Raw genomic sequence first — 23,627 nt, forward strand, 5'->3', positions numbered from 1 at the left:
AATTACTGTAGTACCTGTCTTATTTCGCGTAACTTTTCTTTCACTCGCTGAATATTTTCAGGCCCCATGCGCAGCAACTGTTTTTGCGCTGCAGGCAAAGATTCATAAGAGTCGTTAGCGAAAGTATACATAACGCTGTCATCTTCTACCTGAACCAAACCTTCTGGTACAGGGGTTTCAAGTATGACATTAATGGCTTCCAACAAGGTGTCATCAAAATCTGACTCCGGATAACCAATTTCGGCGTAAGCTTCCTGCACTAATGGCTTAAATAATTCATAGTTTTCAGCCAGTGCATCAGGCTCCAGACTGACAAACCAATCAACTAAAGCGTCGTATCGGCGATAGCTACTTTCGTCAATATAGAGTTCGCCATCAACCTCCAACACACTAAAGCGACCGTCGGGACGCTGAACAATAGTTCGCTCGCGAACAATGCTGCCGTTGCTGATATTGTCCATCAGCACAACTGCGTCACGAATAATCTGAGAGCTTTTTAATGGACGAATGTTGACGTCGGTTGAATCAAGGTTCTGAAGCACCGTCGGTGTGCTGTTATCCAGCTCCGGCAAAGCAATAGGTTCTGGCTCAGGTTCAGCCGGCTCTTGTTCCGGTTCAGACTCTGGTTCGGTTGGAACCGGTTCTGGCTCAATTTCAGGCTCAGGTTCTTCAGACTCTTCTTCATACCCCTCAACCTGAACTTCGGTTGATTGCTGCTGATCAACTTCTACCGTTTCGGTTTGTTGCTTCTTGTCTTCAGAAGCCGGCAGCCACCACCATACTATGGCAGCGATAACCGCCAGCACAATAAGCGTAACAACAATCCAAGTCGTTTTGCGACTTGCTTCTTCTGTTGCCGTTGATGTTTCAACCTGATCGTCACTCATTGTGCGCTCCTTTATTTTTGCTCAGCACGACAAAAAACCAATTGTTTATCGCTGGACATAGCCTCATTGAAACTATAGCCGTTTGCATCAAATTCTTTTAGATCAGACACGGATTCTGGCTTTTGGTTCAGGATAAATCGCGCCATTAGTCCCCGTGCCTTCTTGGCATAAAAACTGATGACTTTATATTGACCATTTTTTTCATCTTTAAACACGGGTGTAATAATATCCGCATTTAATGCTTTTGGCTTAACCGCCGAGAAATACTCATTAGAAGCTAAATTCACTAAAGTTGAACTTCCCAGCTCAGCCAGGTCATCATTTAGTGTCTGCGTAATGGTATCGCCCCAGTATTCATACAGGTTTTTGCCTTTAGGGTTATCCAGCTTGCTACCCATTTCCAGTCGGTATGGCTGCATCAAATCCAGAGGTCTTAAGACACCATAAAGACCGGACAAAATTCGTAACTGCTTTTGTGCCGTATTAATGGCCTCTGAATTCAGACTGGCAGCATCTAAACCAGTATAAACATCACCATTAAATGCAAACATAGCCGGGCGTGCATTGTCTTCATTAAAAGGCCGTTGCCACTCCTGAAAGCGAGCAGCATTCAGGCCCGCCAGCTTGTCGCTAATTTTCATTAGCGACCCCAGTTGTTGCGGGCTTAGTTGCCGACAAACCTCAACCAGTTCTTCAGCGTTATCCAGCAACCGTGGCTGAGTAACATTAAGTTCCGGCAAGTCACTTTCGTAATCCAGGTTTTTAGCAGGTGAAACAACGGCCAACATGTCTATGCACTCCAATCAAATTATACCGTAAGGCTAGTTCAGCGGATCTTGGTCCGCACCTTCTTTTTCCACTTCCGGCGGCATTAAGTCTTCACGGCTAACACCAAATTTCAGTGCGACGGTACTGGCAATATAAATGGATGAATAGGTACCAATAACCACACCAAATAATAACGCCGTAGCAAAACCATGAATTAATGGCCCACCCAGGAAGAACAAGGTCAATAACACCAGTATCGTTGTCAACGAGGTCACTAATGTCCGACTTAATGTGTCGGTTAGTGCCCGATTAACGGCTTGAACTGGCGTTAACTTAGCAAACTTACGGAAGGTTTCCCGAATACGGTCACAAACCACCACCGTATCGTTAATTGAGTAACCAATAACCGCCAGCAGGGCCGCCAGAACCGTTAAGTCGAACTCTAGCTGTAATACAGAGAATAGTCCTAAGGTTAAAATGACGTCGTGCGCTAACGCAGCCACTGCGCCCACGGCTAAGCGCCACTCAAAACGCATTGCAATGTAAAGTAGAATACAGATTAAAGCGGTTAGCATAGCCAACCCGCCCTGCTCTATAAATTCGTCGCCCACATTTGGGCCAACAAATTCTATACGACGCATTTCAACGGTTTGGTCAAACTCGGTGCGCAGAGATTCAAGTATTGTGGTACCCAGCTGCTCCGCTTTTACTCCTTCCCGAGGCTCCAGACGAATCAGTATCTCTTCCTGCGAGCCGTAGTTTTGAACTACTGCGTCACTGAACCCTTCTTCATCTAATGCGCCACGAACACGACTTAAATCTGCCGCGCTATCAAAGCCAACTTCAAGTAAGGTTCCGCCAGTAAAGTCCAACCCAAAGTTGAGCTTATTGACTGACAACGAAACTATGGAAGCCACTACCAGTACTGCACTGATAATGCCCATAATTCCGCGGAAGCGCATGAAGGGAAGTCGTTCATCGGTTTTAATTATCTCTTGCATGGCTCCCCCTAAATAGACAGTTTAGACAGCTTTTTGCCGCCCCAAACTGAGTTAACAATGGCACGGGTTCCGACTATCGCAGTAAACATGGACGTTATAATCCCGATAGCAAGAGTGATAGCAAAGCCTTTAATAGGGCCGTTACCAATAGCGAACAAGATAAGCGCTGCAATCAGCGTTGTTACGTTCGCGTCGGCAATGGTCGACAAGGCGCTGTCATAACCGTGATGAATTGCCTGTTGAGGGCTTCGTTTCGCTTTTATTTCTTCACGTATGCGCTCAAAAATAAGTACGTTGGCATCTACTGCCATACCAACCGTCAGTACAATACCTGCCATACCCGGCAAAGTCAGTGTGGCTCCCGGAATCATCGACATAACACCGATAATAAGAACCAGGTTTGCTGCCAGAGCACAGTTGGCAACCAGACCAAACTTTTTGTAGTACAACAACATGAAGGCAAGAACTAAAACAAAGCCCCAAAAAATTGCCTGAGTACCAGAATCAATGTTCTGCTGACCTAAGCTTGGACCTACAGTACGCTCTTCGACAATTTGAATCGGCGCGATAAGTGCACCGGCGCGTAATAACAACGCTAAATTCTGAGCTTCGTTTGCGCCTACCCCGGTAATACGGAAATTGCTGCCTAAGCGAGACTGAATTGTTGCAACGTTAATAACTTCCGCGTTCTTAGTGAACTGTAAGTTACCTTCTTCGTCGCGCTCGTCTGTGGCTTTATATTCAATAAAGACGGTAGCCATAGGCTGACCAACATTGTCTTTAGTCGATAAAGACATCTTGTTACCGCCAGCGCCATCCAGAGTAATATTAACCTGCGGGCGGTTGTACTCATCATAACCAACCCCAGCATTAACAATATGGTCACCTGTCAGAATAACGTCTTCTTTCAGCAATTGATCCGGGCCGTCGCGCATTGGCATTAACTCGCTGCCAAAAGGTACACGACCGTTCTGTGCGTCACGCACGTCGTTCTCGGAATCAACCATACGGAACTCCAGCGTTGCTGTAGCTCCTAAAATCTCTTTCGCGCGAGCCGTGTCCTGTACGCCCGGTAGTTCCACCACAATGCGGTTTGAACCCTGCCGCTGAATAACCGGCTCGGCAACACCTAACTCGTTAACCCGGTTACGCATAATGGTGATATTTTGAGATACTGCGTAATCTTGAGTTTCGGCAAGCTTCTGCTCGCTCATTTGCAATTGCAGCAGTTGGTTTTCGTCATCTTCTAATAAGGTGTAACCCTGATAACGACCATCCAGATAGTTGGCAGCTTCTGCATAAGCTTCTTCATTACGAAGCTCAATTTCAACCGTCGTGTCATTAACACGAACAGCGCTGTAACGAATACGTTCTTCACGCAGTTCGGCACGAATCGTGTCCTTCATACCATCGACAATTTTACGAACGGCTTCGTCCATGTCGATTTCCATCAAGAAGTGTACACCGCCACGTAAATCCAGCCCCAGTTTCATTGGCTGAGCACCAACACTCTTCAACCACTCAGGAGTTGCAGGAGCAAGGTTCAAAGCGACTATGTAGTTATCACCTAAACTCTCCAGGATACTCTCCCGGGCTTTTAACTGCTCATCATCGGAATTCAGTCGAACTAAAAGCTGCTCTTCTTCTAAAGCTATACTTTTAGCTTGTATGCCAACGTTTTCCAGACTGCTCTTTACGCGATCCATGGTGCTGGTATCGATGGTCGCATTTCGGTTTGCGGAAATTTGAACTGCTGGATCTTCACCGTAAATGTTTGGCAGCGCATAGAGCGCTGCCACCAATACGACAAAAATAACCAGCAGATTTTTCCACAACGGGTATTTATTTAACACGTCGTGCCCCTGTTTCTAATGTCAGAGATTAGAGAGACTTCATTGTTCCTTTCGGAAGAACGGAAGTCACAGAACCTTTCTGAATGGTTACTTCAAGCTCGTCAGTCAAAGCAATAACGAGAAAGTCTTTATCTTCGCTTACTTTAGTGATTTTACCGACCAAACCACCTTGAGTCAGCACTTCATCACCCTTGCTCAAAGCACCCATCAGCTCTTTATGCTGCTTGACACGTTTTGCTTGTGGACGATAAATCATGAAGTAAAAAATTAACGCAAACATGACCAGCATGAAAATCAGTTCCATACCACCACTGCCTTGGCCGCCAGCGTCTTGCGCGTATGCTGAGCTAATAAAAAAGTCCATAAAATTCCCTCAGTTAATTTAAATTTATTATTAAATTTCGGATAACCATCTCACGATATGGGGACAGTTACTCCAGAATGCAATTCAATTTTTCTAAGGCGGCTATACTATCAGAAAGTTTAACGCCGCTCAGTATTATCAAATATCATATCCCAAACTTTTAAGCCGACGCCGTAAACCTATTTGAGACACTTGCAAATCCCACATCATTTTTTCAGTATCGGAACGGTTCTGTTCATAACTCTTTTTAATCTCTTCTTCGGATAAATCCTGCGCTGTACGAACCCCTTCAAAGCGCTGAATAAGCTGATATACCGATGCCCGTGAGATGCCCAGAGCTTTTGCTGTAGCCTGTAGCTCAAACCGGCAGCTACGCAAGGTTTCCAGTAACTCATCTCGACTAACACTGTTGGGCTTACGATGAACGCTGGTTTCATTTTCCCAATGCCCGGGGTTGCTCGGCTTAAGCATAGATAAAAGTTGCGGGTCAAGGTGCAGTTGCTCTTGCTCACGGCTATCAATAACGACCTGCCGCGCTACGTTGCGCAACTGTCGTACATTACCCGGCCAATGAAAGGTCAGCAGCTGGCTCATCAATTCACCAGGAATTTTGACATCATGAGAGCGGTCAGCGTAAAGCTTACGCCACTGCTCACGTACAAAATAGTCGAATAACAAACCAATATCTTCGCGACGTTCGGTTAATGGCGGGATGAACAACTGATAAGCTGAAAGCTTTTCAATTAGCATGGACAGCGTTGAATTCTCTTCAAAGCCACGAGAGTCCTGATGACTGGTCAGCATAATACGGCAAGTAATTGGCAGCGTTTCCTCTGTACCAACAGGTACTACGGATTTACTTTGTAGAACGGTATAAAGCAAACGATGTAAGCCCGGCGAGGCATCCTCGATGTCTTCCAGCACAATAGTACCGCTACCGGCTTGCTCAAAATAGCCAGGTTGCCGGCTACCGCCTCGATAGCTACCAAATAATTCAGCTTCTGCGACCGCATCATGTATGGCAGCCAGATTAACACTAATAAAAGGTTGTTCCCGACGTTCGCTGGCCTGATGAATTGCGTAGGCCGCCTGTTGTTTACCCACTCCGGCAGCACCTCTAATCATAACCGGCAAGTCCATCCCGGCCAGTTGAGCAACGCGATTCCGAATGGCACGAATATCCGAGCTAATACCAAACAGCACATCGTTGTCATCTACCGAGGAGTCTTGCAGCGGCAATAACTTTAAAAGTAAAACGATGCGGTGGTTTAAGCCAATAACGACACCGTTATCCAGGTCACTTTCTTTCAGAATATATTCGTCCTGAACACCACGCCCGGCAATAGTAACTGTTGTTTTGGTGCTATGCGCCTTTAGCTTAATACGGCCGCCTGATTCGCGCTGAAAAATGATTGGAGAACGGCTGATAAATTCATCAAGCAATGCTCTGCCAGCATTACCATTTTTGGCAAACTCAGGCTTTATCCTGCTTAGGTAGTCACTTCCTTCATTGTACAAATCCATTAACGCTGCGCGTTCACCAATCCGCGACCGATCAGGATGCGCTGCGATCACTAACATTGGAACTCGCTGATAGCTACTAACGAGATCGTCAACTACATGTTTTGTCGTGTATTCGGTTGCACTCATTTTGCTGTTCCTTAGCCCAACAGCAGCTTTTAAATTGGTGCCATCATAAAATTATGACGTCTAAATAGCCAATCAATTTGTGCTGGGAATCCATAAAGGTTAATGACAAACTAAGCCATACCATTGCTACTTTTTGATGACTCATGGAATTAATATTTTACTGGACAGACCATGCCGGTGTCGCGGTTTTTGCGGTAGCCGGTACGTTATTAGCGTTTCGCAAAAAGATGGATGGTTTTGGTGTACTCGTTTTAGCCTCAGCAACAGCAATTGGCGGCGGTACAACGCGCGACCTCATTCTTGGGTTACCGGTTTTCTGGACACATGACCCTGTCTATCTGTACACCATAATTGTCGCCGCTCTGCTCACTATTATATGGCTGCGGTTCAGAGCCTATATTCCTATGAACACACTAATGGTTGCAGATGCTATTGGTCTGTCGTTTTTTGCGACTATGGGCGCGGAGAAAACGCTATCAGCGGGGTTTCCGCCCTTTATCGCTATCATCATGGGCACTATATCGGCCTGTTTTGGCGGCATGCTGCGTGATGTTCTGGCGCGCGATATTCCAATGGTCTTAAAAAGCGAACTGTACGCCACCACCTGTATTATCGGCGCTACCGTTTATGTCCTGATTGTGCCCTATCAACCTTTAATAGCATTAGCTGCGGGCATGACCTCAACTTTGCTCATTAGACTTGGAGCAATCAAGTTTAACTGGTCACTGCCCGTGTTCCGGGATCATCAGGATCATTAGCTATGTTGAGCATGTTTTGTTTCTTTAATCCGCGGGGTAACTCATGTTAAGTATGATTGGTCTGGTTGGCGGCCTTGTGTTGCTTATCGTACTCACTTTAAAAGGAGTAAACCTGTTTATCAGTGCCCCTCTGTGCGCTGTTATAGTCGCGTTGTGTAGTGGAGTGCCGCTACTGACCGGCGAGGTCAATTTCGTTAGTGCTTATATGGATGGTTTTGCCAGCTTTGTTGCCGCCTGGTTCTTTATGTTTCTACTCGGTTCTCTATTTGGTAAGTTCATGGAGGATACCGGAGCAGCCGACAGTGTCGCGAGTTGGATCATCAATAAACTCGGTCGCAAGCAGGCAGTTCTGGCGGTGGTACTGGCCTGTGCCATTTTAACCTATGGCGGTGTCAGCGTTTTTGTTGTCGCTTTTTCGGTTTACCCAATGGCGCTCAGTTTATTTAAAGATGCCAACCTGCCTCGACGTTTTATTCCGGCAGCACTGGCTTTTGGCTCCGTCACTTTTACCATGACCTCAGCCGGCTCACCGGAAATCCAGAACTGGATACCCGTAAAATACCTCGGCACTTCGCCTTATGCTGCCTGGGAAGTCAGTTTGGTAGTCGCAGTATTAATGGCAACCTTTGGCTACTGGTGGTTAAGAAAGATTATTAACCGCGCCATAGCTAATGGTGAGAAGTTTGAAGCACGTGAAGGCGACCCGATATTGCTGGAGCGGAAACTGCCCTCACCCATTAGTGGCTTAATTCCACTGTTAGTTGTTCTGGGGCTATCTTTTACCTTTCACGACACCTTGCAGCAAAACGCCCTGATAGTAGCTTTGCTGGGCGGTGTAATTGCTATTGCCGTTATTAACTTTAAGCATTTTCACAAACCCCAGACCGCCATTCATGAAGCTACCACAGGGGCTTTAGTGGCTATTGGTAATACTGCGGCAGTGGTTGGCTTTGGCAGCATCGCCAAAATAACTCCGGCCTTTGATGCCGCCGTTACTGCCATGACTAGCTTGCCAGGCAATGAGTTGGTGGGCGCAGCGGTTGCAGTAAGTGTTATTGCTGGGTTAACCGGTTCAGCATCCGGTGGGCAGGCTATCGCCTTACCTGAAGTAGGCCCGCACTACATGGCGGCGGGGGTTAACCCCGAGCAATTGCACCGTATTGTTTCGATCTCCTCAGGAGCGCTCGACTCGCTGCCCCACAATGGCTACGTAGTTACCACTATTCGCGCTATTTGTAACGAGAAACACAGCGCCGCTTATTGGGCGGTTGCCGCAGTAACTGTTGTGGTGCCATTAATGGGTTTAGCCGTGGCTATTGGATTGTTTATGCTATAAAAATGGAACTCAAGAGCCGCCCAAAAGGCGGCCCTTGAGCTTATCCTTAAGACTGTCTCCAACTTTGGCTTTTAACAGCTCTTCCAGTTGTTTGCTCTGTTCACCAGATTCATTGTCCCATTGAGTCAGATTTTCCAGCAAGCCTTGCTGACCACCTAATTGCTCTGAAACTTTGGCAGTAAGGTCAGCTTTTATTTCGGCCAGTTTTTCGTCGGCCTCGCCCATCGCGGATTGAGCCAACGCATCGCCTAATTGGTCATCTAAATCGGATTCAAAACTCAGCGATGGCCGTTGAATATCACCGCCAATGTTGGTGGTAATATCTAACCGCTGTAGTTGCTTTAAAGCACCTGCAACCGCAGAAGTCAGTTTGCTGCTGCCCTCGGCTTCTAAGTCAAGATTCAGCATGCGTACCATGGCTTTCCCGTCCAGTTTATTCTCACGAACTAGCACGGTTCCATCACTGTCCATCATGGACGATAAAATATTGGCACTGAGTTCGCTGCTATTACTAAGCTTTAGGTTATTCAGTTTTGCGCCTTTTAACTGCCATTGCTGCTTCGCATCAATGCCCAGGTCAGTCAGCGATAATTCGCCATTCAGGTTAAACGCATTCCACAAGTCGCTGTTATCGGCCCGAGCCTGATACGTCGTCGGCTGACCCAGTAAATTATGCTGGTGGGTAATATTTTGCCAGTCGACATCAATAACCGTACCGCCAACCATAAATTCGGTGCGCGCCTTTTTAATTAAAAACTCCGGTGGTGCGTTGTCATCGGCAAAGGAAATTCTCTGCCCCTCGCCGCGCACCGGCTCTACCGTTGCAGAGTTGTCCGAACGCGCCAGCATAGGCCCCAGCTGTTCATAGGCAAGAAGTACGTACTTACTCCACTCCCGCGCTTTTTCGCCTAATAACAAACCAGTCACGTTCTCTAAACCACTTCCGTCCAGACTGAAAAACGACTTAATTCGGTCAATATCGTTACCCGGCGCGTTCTTAAGGTCGGCTATTTGCTGTTGCACCACCTCTTTCGCCTGCTTCACTTCATCACGAAAGTTGCTGACCGCCTTTTTATCTGCCCGAATCGAGTCTTTTAACTCATCTAAAGCCTCTTTTCTCGCCGCAATATCAGCCAGGCCTTCTACTTTGCCTTCGGTAATTTGCTTAATTTTCTCTTCGTATTCTTTTATTTTGTCTTTACTCGGCAAAGCTTCTCTAGCTGCTTTAACCTCTTGTTCTTGCTGCTCGTAGGCAGCTTTGGCTTCATCAATCACCGTTTCTGTACGCAAATCAACCTGGCTGACAATATCGTCCACAGAAGGTAAAGACATGGTCAGTTTATCCCAGGACTGACTGGCCCAATTCTGCACGTCTTCCTGATCCGGCATGACATAAACGTCACCCTCGCTTTCCCGTGGCTGATTAACACGAACGCCGGTCATAGTCAGCTGTTCAATTAAGGTTCGGCCAAGCACAATTTCTGTAGGGCTGATGTCCGCTGAAGCTTCACCAACCTGTACCCGGTTATTTTTCGGTGCATTAGGGTCGGTGACCTGGATACCGGCCAAAGTCAGAGATAAAGGTACCCAGCTATGCTCCACTCGCTCAATATTAACTTCAGCGCCGTTCAGTCTTCCCAGCGTGTGCTCTAATGTAACTTTTATAATAGCGTCCAGAAACAACCAGGAAATAGCGACCAACAACAATACGAACCCGGCGAAAACGGCCAGTCCCGGCCAGCGAATGATACTGCGCTTCATACTCACCCCCTCAAGTCCGTATAGATCTGCCAGAAACGGCTACCGCGAATAACCTGCACCACGCGCATTTTCATTATTTGAGCCTGAATTCTTTTACGGTAATTGGCAATAATCCAGTAACTCAACGCAGCTACAACCGGCGCGGCAATCAAAGCGATAACAAAGCTACCCATAGTTATGGTGTGATTAAACATGGACAGACGTCCTAAGGCAGTTGCATACAGTGCTTCATAAATGCCCTGCCAGCCTGACGCTTCTAATAAGCTCAAACCGACACTGTGGAACCAAGGGTCCAGCAGGTAAGCAATACCCGAGAAAATACCAAAAGACACAATGAATAGACTGAGGTTTACGCGGAATATTAATGCCGCCAATAAAATTATTAAGTTATGAATTCGCCATAGCGGGGTTATCCCCATAAACATTCCTAGTACTACAGCTAACGCCAGTGCCCAGGCGCTGGTTTCAGAATTCAAAGCTTTTAACAGCTTTGCCAGAATTGTCAGCATTCACCTGACTCCTTTGAAAAAGATAAAACAGCAAATCTGCTTGTTATCCGTCGTCTTTCTAATATAGTGTGAGTTGCATTTATTACGCAAATAATAAGCAAATAACTTACATTATTTTTAACGACTTCTGAGTACTTTACGACATGCAGCAACACGTTCACCTTATCATAGATAACGCCGCCGACTGGCAGCCTTATTACCCTAGTCAAAGCCTACTCACCGCAAGTGAATACTTACAATCGGCACACTTGCAGAGTCGTTATCATGTTCTAAATTTGTGTAACGACTTATCTTACCTGTCAACCGGCTACTACGTTAGTCTGCTGGCAGAGGCTCGCGGACAAAGAGTTATGCCGTCGGTTGCGACTATTAATGACCTGACCAACTTTTCCCATTATCAGTTACTGATTAATACCGCCGACCGATCACTCACTAAATATTTGCAGAATCGTGACGAAAAGTCGCTGTCGCTACTGATTTGTTTTGGCTTATGCGAACAGCCTGAACTGGCTTCTTTTGCACGCCAAATATTTGAGCGCTACCCATGCCCTATTTTAAAAGTTGAACTGGAATTTAACGGTCGCTGGCATATTAACAAGCTGACATCAGGTGCGTTGAATCAGTTAACTGATGAGCAACAAAGCTTTTTTGGTAACTCACTGGATCATTTCAGTAAACGAGTGTGGCGCAAAGCGCGCACCCGCAAAGAGTACCGTTTTGATTTGGCCATTTTGTATAACCCGGACGAAGCCATTCCGACCAGTGACAAAAAAGCACTGTCATTGTTTATAAAAGCCGCCAAAGAGGCCGATATTGAAGCTGAGCTGATTACCGCAAACGATTTCAATCGTCTGTTGGAGTTCGATGCGCTTTTCATTCGCGAAACCACCCGTATTAATCATTATACCTACCACTTTGCGAAAAAAGCCGAAGCCAACGGTATGGTCGTCATTGACCACCCGGACTCCATTGTTAAATGTGCCAATAAAGTGTTCTTAAAAGAGTTACTGGATAAACATAAGGTAGCGACACCAAAAACAGAACTCTTGTTGAGCCAATCAGATATCGACTACGAAGCAATAGGCGAACGTTTGGGTTACCCGGTTGTGCTGAAAATTCCTGACGGTTCATTTTCTATTGGCGTGGAAAAAGCAGAAGACTTAGCCCAGTTTAAACAAGTGGCAACGGAGCTTTTCGAGCAGTCCACTATACTGCTGGCACAAGAGTATATGAGAACCGACTACGACTGGCGTATTGGTGTACTGAATAACCGACCCATATACGCTTGCCAGTACTTTATGGCGCGTAACCACTGGCAAATTTATAACCACAGCGAGTCGTCCTCACGAGGTAAAAGCGGTTCTTTTGCCACTTTAGGCGTGCATCAGGCTCCTAAAGATGTGGTGCGGCTGGCATTACAGGCAACCCGCTTAATAGGTGACGGCCTGTACGGTGTAGATATTAAACAAACACCGCAAGGCCCTGTTGTTATTGAAATTAATGACAACCCGTCAATTGAATCTGGTGTGGAAGACAAACACTTAGGTTATGAGCTGTACCGGCTGATTATGGCTGATTTTGGACGACGCCTGGATGAATACTGAGTTTCGCATTGAGCGGGCAGACAAGAACGACCTTGAACAATTAGTTTCTTTAGAACGTGCAACTTTTAATTACAGTTGCATTAGTCGTCGCAGTTTTAAACGAGTAATTGAATCCAGCCATAACTATTGCTGGGTAGCACGTTCAGGTAACGATTTAGCCGGGTATGCTATTGCCTTTACCCGGCGTAACAGCAAAGTATGGCGCCTGTACTCAATAGCCGTAGCTCAGAGCTTTCGCGGTTTAGGGGTAGGTAATCTGCTTATGAATGAAGTGCTGAATTCGGCGAAAACCGCCGGCGCTAATGCCATGTCGCTGGAAGTGAAAAGCGACAACAAGGCCGCTATTCACTGGTATCAAAGCTGTGGTTTCGAAACCATCGATATTCTGCCGGAATACTACGATGACGGCAGCGACGGTTTCAAAATGCGCTTTACTTTTTATCCGGAAAGTCAGTAAACACGCCCTCTACGCCAGCTTGTTTTAACCACTGGCGTAATTGCGCATGAGACTCCACGCCTTCGGGTAAGTCATCGGCCCGCAAGGTATAAACATGAACATCCAGACCTTTCTCTTCCGCTGACTTTAAAACACTGTCCCATTCAGGCTCACCGTTTTCATTCACTCCGGTCAATACGTGGTTTACCCACAAGCCGACACCTTCAGCGTAGCTTTTTACTGACTCCAGCCCGGCGCCCGTGCGCATGGCGCTGTAATCAATATCGGTCTCTCCCCACTCATTGTCACCCACCAGCTGAATTAACGGAAAGTCCCAGTTAAATTCACGCTTTAAGCGACGTAACACTTCCGGGTCAAAAGACTGCAGATAAACCGGTGTTGGCCGTTTGTCGTGGTATCCGTTGTGAGCCAGGACAGACATCACGGCCGCCGTCGCGTCGTACCCTTGCTGCTGATACCAGCGCGGAGATTTGATCTCGATATAAATGCCTGTCGACATATCCCGAACGCGATTCAGCTCCTGAATCAGTTTGATTTCCTCATCCAGCGTTTGTATAGGAAAGTGAACATCGGGGTGAGAAAATCGCTTAGGGTAAACCAGCTCATAATCTTTATGCCGGGCGACCATAGTTAACTGTTTAAGCTCTTCCAGCGAAAAATCGACCACATAGTATTTACCATCGGGACGATGCTTTTCCGGAAACACTTCGGAGACATTGGTGACATGGTCCAGAATTTCATCATGCAGAACGACCGGAACGCTGTCACGGCTCAGTTGCACGTCTTGCTCTATGAAGTCCGCTCCCAGCCCATGAGCCATAACGGTGCTGGCCTGAGTGTGCTCGGGTAAATAACCGGAAGCACCGCGGTGCGCAATGTCCAGAAACTGCGGAACTTGAAGGTCATGGAACGGCGCATCCGGCGTCTCGTCCTGCGCCTGAACTGCGGTTGCTGATACCAATAAAAACAAACACCCAAAAATACGTTTAGTCATTGTTCCAGTTAACCTCTAGTACCTTATCGCCAAGCTCGCGATAACGCGTCATTAATACGTCAATGGGTTCCGGGTCAGGGTTTAACCCGCGTCCGCGCAAATATTCCGGGTTGTACAGCTTACTCACCGAACGTTCACCCAAGTCACAGGAAAAGGTCACAATGCGGTGTCCCGGACCTTTTCGTAAAGCTGCGGCCAACGCACCAGCCACGTTTAGCGCCGAGCTACTCCCCAGAACAATACCATCTTCGTCTCGGATATAACGTGACAACGTCACTAAATCTTGATCGGGCAAATTAACCGCGTGATCAATACGTGCCTGGCGGAAATTATCCACTAGCCGCATAATACCAATGCCCTCCGTCATAGAGCCGCCATTCGACACATATTCGCCGCTGCGTAAAAACTCATAGATACCGGAACCATCCGGGTCAACCACCCAAACATCCAGTTCCGGGTTCTGCTCTTTTAAGAAGCGAGAGTTACCACCAATGGTGCCACCGGTTCCAGCCACAGACACCAGAGCGTCAATTCTCCCTTCGGTTTGTTCCCATATTTCCGGGCCAGTATGAAGGTAATGCGCACGAGCATTACTGGTGTTTTCAAATTGGTTAGCCCACCAGCAATCATCGCGTTCTTCCGCTAAACGGCGCGCCGTATGGTAGAAGTGGTTTTCGTTCTTAAAAGGAACCGGATCAACCGCCATCAGTTCACCGCCATGCAAGCGGATCATGCGCTCTTTCTCCGGTGTCTGGTCATTGGGCATGACCGCTAACATACGCAAGCCGTAAGACTTTGCCACAACAGCCAGGCCAATACCGGTATTACCGGCGGTACCTTCAACCACCGTCATACCCGGCTTTAACTCGCCGCGTTCCATAGCGTCATCAATCAGTTGCTTAGCCGCGCGATCCTTAATGGAGCCGCCCGGATTCTGGAACTCGCATTTAATAAAGATATCGCATCCGGTTAAATCAGACAGCGACGGTATACGAAGTAAATCCGTCTGCCCGATAAGATCGCTCTGCCGCGCGCCAACTCTCATGCCACTGCACCCTTAATCATTCGCTACTGTAGGTAAATAGTATCTCCCCTGTACCCTTTTGGTTCAATAGCACTTTTGGTGCAATGCACAGAAGGGGCGCACGTTTTTTGTGCAGAAAAATTACGTAAATATTATTTATTCATAAATATCAGCTAGTTAAATTCTGGCACGCTTCGTGAAGTTAAAGGGTTGCTTAACAATATTTTAATAAGGAAAGCACCATGAAAATGCTCGTTGCGTTAATCAAACCCTTCAAGCTGGAGGATGTGAAGCAAGCGCTGTTTGAAATTGGCTGTAAAGGCCTGACAGTAACCGAAGTCCGGGGAGTAGGACGTCAAAAGGGGCATACCGAACTGTACCGGGGCGCCGAATATCAAGTCGACTTCCTGCCCAAAATGAAAATTGAACTGGCGGTTCCCGACGAAACCGTCGAACGAGCTCTGGAAGTAGTCATTGCCGCGGCTCATACCGGCAATATCGGCGACGGAAAAATATTCGTTATGCCGCTGGAGCAATGCGTTCGCATACGCACTGGCGAAACCGACCAAGACGCCCTTTAAGGAGCCCATCATGGAAGCACAAAACTTACAACAACTCACTTTCGCGGTAGACACCTTTTACTTACTCATATCCGGGGCGCTGGTTATGTGGATGGCGGCTGGTTTTTCCATGCTGGAGGCGGGTCTGGTCAGAAGCAAAAACACCACCGAAATTCTGACCAAAAACATCGTGCTCTACGCCATCGCCTGTATTGTTTACCTGGTTATCGGCTACAAAGTCATGTACCCCGATCCTTCAACCTCAGCTTACGCGGCTGACGCTAATTTCTTTTTTCAGATGGTGTTCGTTGCTACTGCTATGTCGATAGTCTCAGGTGCCGTTGCCGAGCGTATGAAGCTAATGAGCTTTCTGCTGTTCTGTGTCGTGCTTAGTGCGGTCATTTATCCGGTACAGGGCTTATGGACCTGGGGCGGTGGAATGCTGACGGAATGGGGCTTTGTCGATTTTGCCGGCTCCAGCATTGTGCATTTAACCGGTGCATCAGCGGCACTTGCTGCGGTTCTTTTACTTGGCCCGCGCTCCGGTAAATACCTGAGTGATGGCAGTATCAACGCTTTACCCGGCTCTAATATGCCACTGGCCGCGCTGGGTACCTTCATTCTCTGGTTTGGCTGGTTTGGTTTTAACGGCGGTTCACAGTTAGCGCTAAGCACCGTTGACGATGCCAATGCCATAGCCCGCGCCATGGTAAACACTAATACCTCGGCCGCAGCTGGCACTATCGCCACGCTGCTATTTACTAAGCTGTTGTGGAAAAAAGCCGATTTAACCATGATTTTAAACGGTGCCTTAGCCGGTCTGGTTGCCATTACCGCACAACCTGTTACCCCAGAACCCTGGCTTGCCGGCGTTATCGGCTTTATTGCGGGGCTTATTGTCGTGCTCTCCATTATTGGGCTGGATAAGCTCCACATTGACGATCCGGTCGGTGCTATTTCGGTACACGGTGTGGTCGGTATTTTCGGTACCCTTGTGGTGCCGCTCAGCGATGACGGTGCCAGCTTTGTTATTCAGTTAGCCGGTGTCGGTACCATTTTCTGCTGGGTGTTTTTCAGTAGTCTTATTGTCTGGGCTATACTGAAGCTAATATTGGGCATTCGTGTAACTAAAGAGCAGGAATATATCGGCTTAGATCAAGTCGATTGCGGCGTTGAAGCTTACCCTGAGTTTACGTCGAAAAAAGACGGGTAAAAGGCTTTTTATTGCCAGTTTCGCCCATTCTTGATAACGTTTTTAACCATCATTTTCCGGAATGGGCGAACAAATATGTCGACATCACGAGAGTATGTTGAAGAGCTTTTAGCAAAAGCAGATATCCGCATTAACGGTGACAGAGCCTGGGATATGCAGGTTCACGATGAAACCGTATTTGATCAGGCACTGTCGCGCGGTAATCTTGGCTTGGGTGAATCTTATATGGCTCGTTTGTGGGACGCCGAATCGCTTGACCAGTTTTTCTTCCAGCTACTGCGCTCCGGCATTCAGGATGAAGTTAACCCCGCCCGCCTTATTTTCCATTCCTTAAAAAGCCGAGTCTTCAACTTACAAAGTAAATCCAAAGCCTGGGAGGTTGGTCAGCATCATTACGACATGGGCAATGACCTTTATCAGTCTATGCTCGATGAGCGTATGGTTTACACCTGTGGTTACTGGGAAAAAGCCAAAGACGTTGACGAAGCACAACGGCATAAACTTGAACTGTGCTGTAAAAAGCTGGGATTGAAGCCAGGCATGCGCGTTCTTGATATTGGTTGTGGCTGGGGCAGCTTCATGCAGTATGCCGCTGAAAACTACGGTGTCGAATGTGTTGGTGTCACTATATCCAAAGAGCAGGTAGCCCTTGGCAAAGAGCGCTGCAAAGGTCTTCCGGTAGAATTCCGGCTACAGGACTACCGCGAGCTGGACGAACAGTTTGACCGCGTTATCAGCTTAGGAATGTTTGAGCATGTCGGTCAGAAGAACTACGACGACTATATGGATGTCGCTCTGCGCTGCACCAAAGAAGACGGCCTGTTCCTGCTGCACACTATTGGTAAAAACGTCAGTGATACCGCAGCCGACCCGTGGATCAGCAAGTACATTTTCCCGAATGGCGAAATTCCGTCTATTTCACAAATAGGAACGGCACTGGAAGAAAAGTTTGTCTGCGAAGACCTGCACAACTTTGGTGCCGATTACGATAAAACCTTAATGGCCTGGTTTGAAAACTTCGATAAAGCCTGGCCATCTATTAAGTCACAGTTTGATGACGAATTTTATCGTATGTGGAAATACTATTTGCTGTCCTGTGCTGGTGCATTCCGTGCGCGCGACATCCAGTTGTGGCAATGGGTGTTATCCCCCAACGGCAGTGTTGGGGGATACTCGCGCCCACAACTTTAAGAAACGCTATTAAACTCGTTCATAAAGATATCCCAGAACACCAAAAACAGGGCCGCAACCAGCGGCCCTAAAACAAACCCGGTAATACCAAACAGCGATAAACCGCCTAAGGTAGAAAACAGCACCAGATAATCCGGTAATTTCGTATCACGCCCTACCAAAACCGGGCGCAGTACGTTGTCGGCCAAACCAATAACTATTGCCCCGTAAGCCACCAGAATGGTGCCGGCTATCCAGTTACCTGTCGCATACAAATAAATAGATACAGGTAGCCATACCAGACTCGCGCCAACCGCCGGGATTAACGACAAAAAGGCCATGACGACACCCCACAGCAGGGCTCCGGGAATACCCAGTAACGCGAAAATTATGCCACCCAATGTGCCCTGAACTATTGCCACAACAATGTTTCCTTTCACTGTTGCCCGAGTTACCTCTGCAAATTTAGTAAACAGCTTACGTTCTCGTTCATCGCCCAAAGGCAGCGCTTTTACTAAAAGGTCAATCAGCAAGTGACCGTCCCGCAAAAGGAAAAAGGTCAAATAAATCATTAGCGAAAGGCTAATGATAAAAGAGAATGTATTTTGACCGATGCTTAACGCTTCTTCTGCCAAAAATTTACTACCACTAACGGCTCCTGATGATATTTTCTCCCGTACATCGCTGGCTTTAATATCAAACTGAGCAAGCAAGTCACTAATAACCGGAAACGCCTTTTGAATATCATCAAAGAGCTTACCGGGGTTAATTTTGCCTTCGTCCAGCCGCTGATAAAAACTAACCCCCTCCTGCACAAAGGAATATGAAATACCCAGCGCCGGAATCACCACAATAACCAATGCAATCAGCAAGGTTACAAGAGCTGCCCGGTTGGGCTTGTCTCCAAACGTCTTTTTCAGTTTTTGTTGTAGCGGGTAAAAAATAACAGTCACCACACAAGCCCAAAAAATAGCTCCCCAAAACGGTATAAGTACCCAGGCGAAGGCGATACTGACTAAAATCAATGTCAGTAAAAATGACCGCCGTTCTAAAGATTCCCGCATAGCTGGTTCCTTGATGTTAATGATTCTCGGCTTAAATACTTGACAGAAGTTAAGATTGATAACAACCTCAAGATAGCTAACTGCCTAATTTATCACAACTGATAAGAATAAATGCCTAAATTGGAAGACCCAAACAGCTTTACCAGCTGGCTCAAAGAAAGTGTCGTCAACTTCACCGAGATGAACGCCGAAAAACAGGTGTTCATGGGCTTCGTGTTGGCGATACTGATTGCGGCTATTATCAGGGTCATTGAGATAACGGGCGGGCTTCCGAGCCTTTACGAGCACCTACTTTACTTTCCATTGATTTTTGCCGGTTTACTGCTGGGGTCACGCATTGGTGCCCTGGCTGGTTTCATGTGTGGCCTATTACTCAGCCCCTTTTCTTTTTCCGAGTCGCTGATAAGCGGCAACGAAATTGTCGGCGGCTGGATGCTTCGCATGGTTGCTTATACTCTTGTGGCCACTATGGCGGGAATGGTTGCCAAAGTCATAAAAGAATTAAGTGGTGCCGAACAAACGGCCAAATTCAAATACCAGGGAACCGACCTTCCCAATATCAACGCCCTGCTAAGACAGTTAGAAAGCATTGGCCATGGAAAAGGCAGTTCACCCGATGACCTGGTCGATATTTTCAACTTCCGCTTACAGAATATGGACAAAATTCAGCAGCAAGTAGGAACTGAAAAAGCCAACGAACTTGTTAAGCAAATGGCTGTTCAACTAAAAAAACTCCTGGGGGATCAGGTTCACGTCGGTCAGACGTCAAGAAACGAATTGGTTGGGGTTCGCTCTGAAGCTGAAGAAAACTCAAAAGAACTTCAACAAAAAATAGAGAGCTTTTTGGAGCAACCCATAGTCATTGACGGTGTTTCTTATCAAATGGACAGCACCGCTGGTGTGCTTCGGGTTAAAAAAGAACAGCTGAAAGAAGATCACCAAAAAGTTTTTGACGAAGCCCAGTCACACGCCTTTAACGCTTTCCAAAAGAAACAACAGTTCTCGTTTCTGGAACAAGACGAGGCCATCGACCAGATTGAAGAAGTCACTTTTTCGCGTCAGTTTAACGAAGCAATGAAGAATAACGACATTCAGCTTTACTACCAGCCTCGGCTCAATACTAATTCCGGCTACTTCTCTGTACTGGAAGTGTCTGCGAAATGGGTACACCCTAAACGCGGTAGCATGAGTGTGGAAGAGTTTAAGCCAATGATAGAAGAGGCTTCTTTAACTCAGCAATTTACGTCATGGATTATTCAACGCACATTTAAAGACCTGCGGGTATGGCAAAAACAAAAAGTGACTGTACGCGTCGCTATTAACGTGACCATTAATGACATTGTCGACCCGCTTGTACTTAATGTGTTAGCGCACGAGCTGCAGGAAACCAAATTTCCAGCACAAAATATTAATATCGAGGTCAGTGAACGAGCCTTAATGTCACTTTCCGACAAATCGAAACGCTATCTGGAACGTCTACGCAGCATTGGCTGTAATGTTATTGCCTCGCATTTTGGGGAAGGCCGCTCCACTATACAGTCACTTTTTGTGCTGCCTGTAGATGCGGTAAAACTGTCTGAGGAATTAGTGCAAAAAGCCACGTCTCACAGCGATCAAAAACGAGAGTTAGCCTCTATGGTCAAAATGGCCAGAGCGCGAGGTTTAACAACCATAGCTACGGGCATCAATGATCGCGCTAAGCTACTACTGTTAAAGCAAATAGGGTGTGAAGAATTACAAGGCTCTATTCTCAGTAAGTCATTGAAGAAATCAGAAATACCCTGGGCACGGATACGATAATGAGAAATGAAAGAGAGTTAACACTGCATAGAGCATCGCGTAAACGATTTTTCAAACGACCGGAAGTTATTCTGGCGCTCAGCTATATAATAGCCGCTATCATCTGGGAAATAGGCGCTAACGCCTTAATTCCTAAGTTACCGGTGGAAGCCGACACGAAAAGCACCTTAATTCAATGGGAGCCCTGGGCGTTTGTCGCACTATCCATCATTTTTCTGTTTTTCTTTATTCGCCGCATTTGGTTTTTACGGTTTAAAAAGTCTCGTGAGTTACTGCATAGCTATCTCGGTAACAGCCCAACCGTACACTACGAGCTTAGGGCTCTCGATTCCGGCTTCTGCGTCGACTGGGTAAGCACAAACTGCGAACGCATTCTGGGATACTCAACAGAAGAGGTAATGGCACCGGGCTGGTGGCTGAACAACATTCATCCTAACGACGTAAAAACAGTAAAGAAAACAGCTCTACGCGGCTTTGAAGAAGAACAATTTGTTTGTGAATATCGCTTTCGTCACCAACAGGGGCATTACGTTTGGGTTAGAGACGAGGTTCGCCGTAGCAGTCAGAAACCGCTGCGCTTTCAGGGATCCTGGACGAATATTTCTGCCGACTACTATGATACCACCAGCATTAATTCCGGGAAGAACTCAGAGCATGACGTGTTGTCAGGCATTGCGCTTTTGGACGGGCGCCGTCGGGTAATAGCGATTGATACACCATTTACCGACATTTCCGGCTTGAACGAATCAGCCTGTCTGAATTCAAGACTCGAGGAACTCCTATCAGCAACGGAAATTGATGATATTGACGGAGGCTTCCCCTGTAACCAGAGTATTTTGATAGTGGGTCGCGATATAGATAATCAGCGTTACTCTGCCATTTTAACCGTTCGTGAAGCCCCGGCTAGTTTCCCCGGGGAAGCGGCCTACATTGCGACCTTAAGCGATGTCACCCGAATGAAATTGCAGCAGCGGCAATTGCAGAAGCTGGCCTTTTTTAACGACTTAACTGGCTTACCTAACAGCAACTCGCTGGCACTGGATTTAACCCGGTTATTAGATGAATTGCCCAGCGACAGATTGGCTGCCGTCATTGTAATGAACGTTAATCATTTCCATCAGGTGAATGACCAGTATGGCCATCATATTGGCGATAAAATTTTACAGCGCCTGGCGCTTAGACTGAAAAAAGCCGTTCCCTTCGGTACCAAACTTTATAACCTCGGTGGTGATGAATTTGCCGTCGTTTTGAATCATATTGTTGAATACATCGATATTCAGAACATTATTCTGGAAATTCAGGCCGCGTACGAACCGCCATTCATATTGTCGGACAGCCAGCGGCAGGTGCAACTGGCAGCCAGCATTGGCGCCAGCGTTTACCCACTCGACGGCTACGATGCCGAAAAGCTTCTGGCTCAGGCCAATTTGGCAATGAACTCTGCTAAAGACGAGCACAATGAGAGCAGCACTTACTTTAAACAAGAGCTGGAAACCCGCTCTTACGATGAAATTCAATTAGAAGAAGACGTCCGCAGTGTGTTGCAAACCGGGCAAATGCAGTTGGTGTATCAACCCGTTCTTAATATGCAGCATCAGGTGGTCGGCGTTGAGGCTCTGCTGCGCTGGGAGCACCCCGACCTTGGCTCATTAAAACCCGACCAGTTCCTGCCACAATTTGATGCCAATGGCATGCTGGACACCCTGGGAGTATGGGTGGTTGAACAGGTTATCGAGCAAATTGATCTCTGGCAGGAGCAAAACACCGTTCCGGGAAAAATCGGTATTAATTTGGCAACCGAGCAAATTTCACAGAAGCTTTATCAGACAGTCAGCCAGTTTGTTAAAAAGACCCCAAAGCTAGCGGCAAAACTGGAATTTGATTTAAGTGAAAGCAGCTTACAAGAACCCCTGCCGCACACTCTGGAAATTATTGAGAAGTTACATCAGCTTGGTATAACTCTGGTTATTGACCGGTTCGGTAAAGGCGTTGCCAGCATGCTGCATTTGAAAACCATGCCGGTGAGCAAAATTAAAATAGAAAGAGAGTTTATTCGCGATCTTGATACTAACGAACGCTCGCGCAATTTGGTGCGTGCGGTTATTCGCATGACCTCAGAGCTGGGGTTGGAAGTACAAGCGGTAGGCGTAGAAAACCAAGCACAGTTAGATACACTCGCCGAATTTGGTTGCCACTACTGGCAGGGTAAGCTTTACATGTTACCGCAAACCGCCGACACCGTATTTACTCAGGACACTAACTAGCCCGGTTTGCCATTAAGGCCTCATAAACCTCAGTAATATGAGGGTCGTTGACGCCCAGTTGCTGTAGCGCCAACTGCAACTTGACCAGGTATTCGGCATTGGGCCCGCTGGGGCCGGACGAACGAGCGATATGGCTGGCAATTTCCGACGCCGTAGCCTCGCCAAGAAACGCTTCATTGTCTTCTGTCGCAATATAAACAAGGCCTTCTTGTTGGCTGCCGTCACGAAAACTCATCGGCGTAGTAAATCTTAAATAACCGTTTTTTTCACGATGATCTAAATGCTCGAACACATCGGGTGAGACTTTGTAGGCCATTCCCGTGCATTCTTCACCCGGAGTTTCTGTTAAAGTCAGTACCCTGCCCGGAGCTTCTGGTGTGCCTCTATGGTCGTGCGACCCTTGCCAGAAACGTCGTGACCAACCTTGTATTGAGGCAGCCGCCCGTTCCAGATACGGAAAGTCGACTTTATAAATCAGTGAGCCATAACCAAATAACCAGACAGCCTCCAGGCCACTTAAGTCCTGCCGCTCTTTATTCATTGCAATGGTATCGTGTGACATACTGCTCAGTTGCCTATTCTCGCTTGGT

General features: G+C 47.1%; 21 protein-coding genes. 9 read left to right on the forward strand and 12 right to left on the reverse strand.

Translation table 11 applies throughout. The features are described 5' to 3' along the window. Positions 1-2: 2 nt before the first annotated feature. From B2U97_RS11695 to B2U97_RS11720, 6 genes are all read right to left on the reverse strand, one after another. Complete coding sequence (locus B2U97_RS11695; RefSeq protein WP_272988180.1) at positions 3-887, reverse strand: DUF3014 domain-containing protein; 885 nt, start codon at positions 885-887, stop codon at positions 3-5. Positions 888-898: 11 nt separating this feature from the next. Continuing rightward, positions 899-1,675, reverse strand: a complete 777-nt coding sequence (gene yaaA / locus B2U97_RS11700; protein WP_272988178.1) for a peroxide stress protein YaaA — start codon at positions 1,673-1,675, stop codon at positions 899-901. 33 nt (positions 1,676-1,708) lie between these two features. Further along, positions 1,709-2,656, reverse strand: a complete 948-nt coding sequence (secF, locus tag B2U97_RS11705; protein ID WP_110014136.1) for a protein translocase subunit SecF — start codon at positions 2,654-2,656, stop codon at positions 1,709-1,711. Positions 2,657-2,664: 8 nt separating this feature from the next. Then, positions 2,665-4,509 carry a protein translocase subunit SecD gene (gene secD / locus B2U97_RS11710; protein ID WP_110014137.1) on the reverse strand — a complete coding sequence of 615 codons (1,845 nt, stop codon included), beginning with the start codon at positions 4,507-4,509 and terminating at the stop codon, positions 2,665-2,667. A gap of 28 nt (positions 4,510-4,537) precedes the next feature. Then, positions 4,538-4,873, reverse strand: a complete 336-nt coding sequence (gene yajC / locus B2U97_RS11715) for a preprotein translocase subunit YajC (protein WP_011235377.1) — start codon at positions 4,871-4,873, stop codon at positions 4,538-4,540. A 138-nt stretch (positions 4,874-5,011) separates the two neighbouring features. Continuing rightward, positions 5,012-6,523: a sigma 54-interacting transcriptional regulator gene (locus B2U97_RS11720; protein ID WP_272988174.1), complete on the reverse strand. Its 1,512-nt coding sequence runs from the start codon at positions 6,521-6,523 to the stop codon at positions 5,012-5,014. A gap of 143 nt (positions 6,524-6,666) precedes the next feature. On the opposite strand from B2U97_RS11720, the gene B2U97_RS11725 reads away from it, so the two are divergent. Continuing rightward, positions 6,667-7,281: a trimeric intracellular cation channel family protein gene (locus B2U97_RS11725; protein ID WP_011235379.1), complete on the forward strand. Its 615-nt coding sequence runs from the start codon at positions 6,667-6,669 to the stop codon at positions 7,279-7,281. Between the two features lie 43 nt (positions 7,282-7,324). After that, the gene (locus tag B2U97_RS11730) at positions 7,325-8,617 is read left to right on the forward strand and encodes a GntP family permease (RefSeq protein ID WP_034822225.1); all 1,293 of its coding nucleotides are present in this window, start codon (positions 7,325-7,327) and stop codon (positions 8,615-8,617) included. A gap of 9 nt (positions 8,618-8,626) precedes the next feature. Here B2U97_RS11730 and B2U97_RS11735 read toward each other — a convergent pair whose 3' ends face one another. Together B2U97_RS11735 and B2U97_RS11740 are read right to left on the reverse strand one after the other, a co-directional pair. Further along, complete coding sequence (locus B2U97_RS11735) at positions 8,627-10,378, reverse strand: TIGR03545 family protein (RefSeq protein WP_110014139.1); 1,752 nt, start codon at positions 10,376-10,378, stop codon at positions 8,627-8,629. Positions 10,379-10,380: 2 nt separating this feature from the next. After that, positions 10,381-10,887 carry a DUF2062 domain-containing protein gene (locus B2U97_RS11740; protein WP_110014140.1) on the reverse strand — a complete coding sequence of 169 codons (507 nt, stop codon included), beginning with the start codon at positions 10,885-10,887 and terminating at the stop codon, positions 10,381-10,383. Positions 10,888-11,030: 143 nt separating this feature from the next. On the opposite strand from B2U97_RS11740, the gene B2U97_RS11745 reads away from it, so the two are divergent. Continuing rightward, a complete protein-coding gene (locus B2U97_RS11745; protein ID WP_034822220.1) occupies positions 11,031-12,491 on the forward strand; it encodes a RimK family protein in 1,461 nt (486 codons plus the stop codon). Then, the gene (locus B2U97_RS11750; protein ID WP_110014141.1) at positions 12,481-12,948 is read left to right on the forward strand and encodes a GNAT family N-acetyltransferase; all 468 of its coding nucleotides are present in this window, start codon (positions 12,481-12,483) and stop codon (positions 12,946-12,948) included. The genes B2U97_RS11745 and B2U97_RS11750 overlap by 11 nt, the downstream gene beginning before the upstream one ends. Here the strand turns inward: B2U97_RS11750 and glpQ are convergent. Both glpQ and B2U97_RS11760 read right to left on the reverse strand, forming a co-directional pair. After that, positions 12,923-13,942 (reverse strand): glycerophosphodiester phosphodiesterase, encoded by a 1,020-nt coding sequence (gene glpQ / locus B2U97_RS11755; RefSeq protein WP_011235390.1) that lies wholly within the window; start codon positions 13,940-13,942, stop codon positions 12,923-12,925. The two genes, B2U97_RS11750 and glpQ, sit on opposite strands and share 26 nt — an antisense overlap. Next, positions 13,935-14,987, reverse strand: a complete 1,053-nt coding sequence (locus tag B2U97_RS11760; protein ID WP_011235391.1) for a cysteine synthase A — start codon at positions 14,985-14,987, stop codon at positions 13,935-13,937. Before B2U97_RS11760 ends, glpQ begins: the two co-directional genes overlap by 8 nt. Positions 14,988-15,208: 221 nt before the next feature. Here B2U97_RS11760 and B2U97_RS11765 point away from each other — a divergent pair, with 221 nt between their 5' ends. The 3 genes from B2U97_RS11765 (at position 15,209) to cfa (ending at position 17,930) form a co-directional block, all read left to right on the forward strand. Then, positions 15,209-15,547 carry a P-II family nitrogen regulator gene (locus tag B2U97_RS11765; protein WP_011235392.1) on the forward strand — a complete coding sequence of 113 codons (339 nt, stop codon included), beginning with the start codon at positions 15,209-15,211 and terminating at the stop codon, positions 15,545-15,547. Between the two features lie 10 nt (positions 15,548-15,557). Continuing rightward, positions 15,558-16,739, forward strand: coding sequence for an ammonium transporter (locus B2U97_RS11770; RefSeq protein ID WP_034822216.1), 1,182 nt, complete (start codon positions 15,558-15,560; stop codon positions 16,737-16,739). A 75-nt stretch (positions 16,740-16,814) separates the two neighbouring features. Next, positions 16,815-17,930 (forward strand): cyclopropane fatty acyl phospholipid synthase, encoded by a 1,116-nt coding sequence (gene cfa, locus B2U97_RS11775; RefSeq protein WP_114981694.1) that lies wholly within the window; start codon positions 16,815-16,817, stop codon positions 17,928-17,930. On the opposite strand, the gene B2U97_RS11780 is transcribed toward cfa, so the two are convergent. Next, positions 17,927-18,973: an AI-2E family transporter gene (locus tag B2U97_RS11780; RefSeq protein WP_011235395.1), complete on the reverse strand. Its 1,047-nt coding sequence runs from the start codon at positions 18,971-18,973 to the stop codon at positions 17,927-17,929. The two genes, cfa and B2U97_RS11780, sit on opposite strands and share 4 nt — an antisense overlap. Positions 18,974-19,084: 111 nt before the next feature. Between B2U97_RS11780 and B2U97_RS11785 the strand changes: the two genes are divergently transcribed. Together B2U97_RS11785 and B2U97_RS11790 are read left to right on the forward strand one after the other, a co-directional pair. After that, the gene (locus B2U97_RS11785; protein ID WP_114981693.1) at positions 19,085-20,773 is read left to right on the forward strand and encodes an EAL domain-containing protein; all 1,689 of its coding nucleotides are present in this window, start codon (positions 19,085-19,087) and stop codon (positions 20,771-20,773) included. Continuing rightward, positions 20,773-23,037 carry an EAL domain-containing protein gene (locus B2U97_RS11790; RefSeq protein ID WP_034822209.1) on the forward strand — a complete coding sequence of 755 codons (2,265 nt, stop codon included), beginning with the start codon at positions 20,773-20,775 and terminating at the stop codon, positions 23,035-23,037. Before B2U97_RS11785 ends, B2U97_RS11790 begins: the two co-directional genes overlap by 1 nt. Here B2U97_RS11790 and B2U97_RS11795 read toward each other — a convergent pair. After that, a complete protein-coding gene (locus B2U97_RS11795) occupies positions 23,030-23,599 on the reverse strand; it encodes a gamma-glutamylcyclotransferase (protein WP_114981692.1) in 570 nt (189 codons plus the stop codon). The two genes, B2U97_RS11790 and B2U97_RS11795, sit on opposite strands and share 8 nt — an antisense overlap. Positions 23,600-23,627: the final 28 nt, after the last annotated feature.

It is taken from the genome of Idiomarina sp. UBA3176, assembly GCF_002364295.1.
GTDB lineage: Bacteria > Pseudomonadota > Gammaproteobacteria > Enterobacterales > Alteromonadaceae > Idiomarina > Idiomarina loihiensis.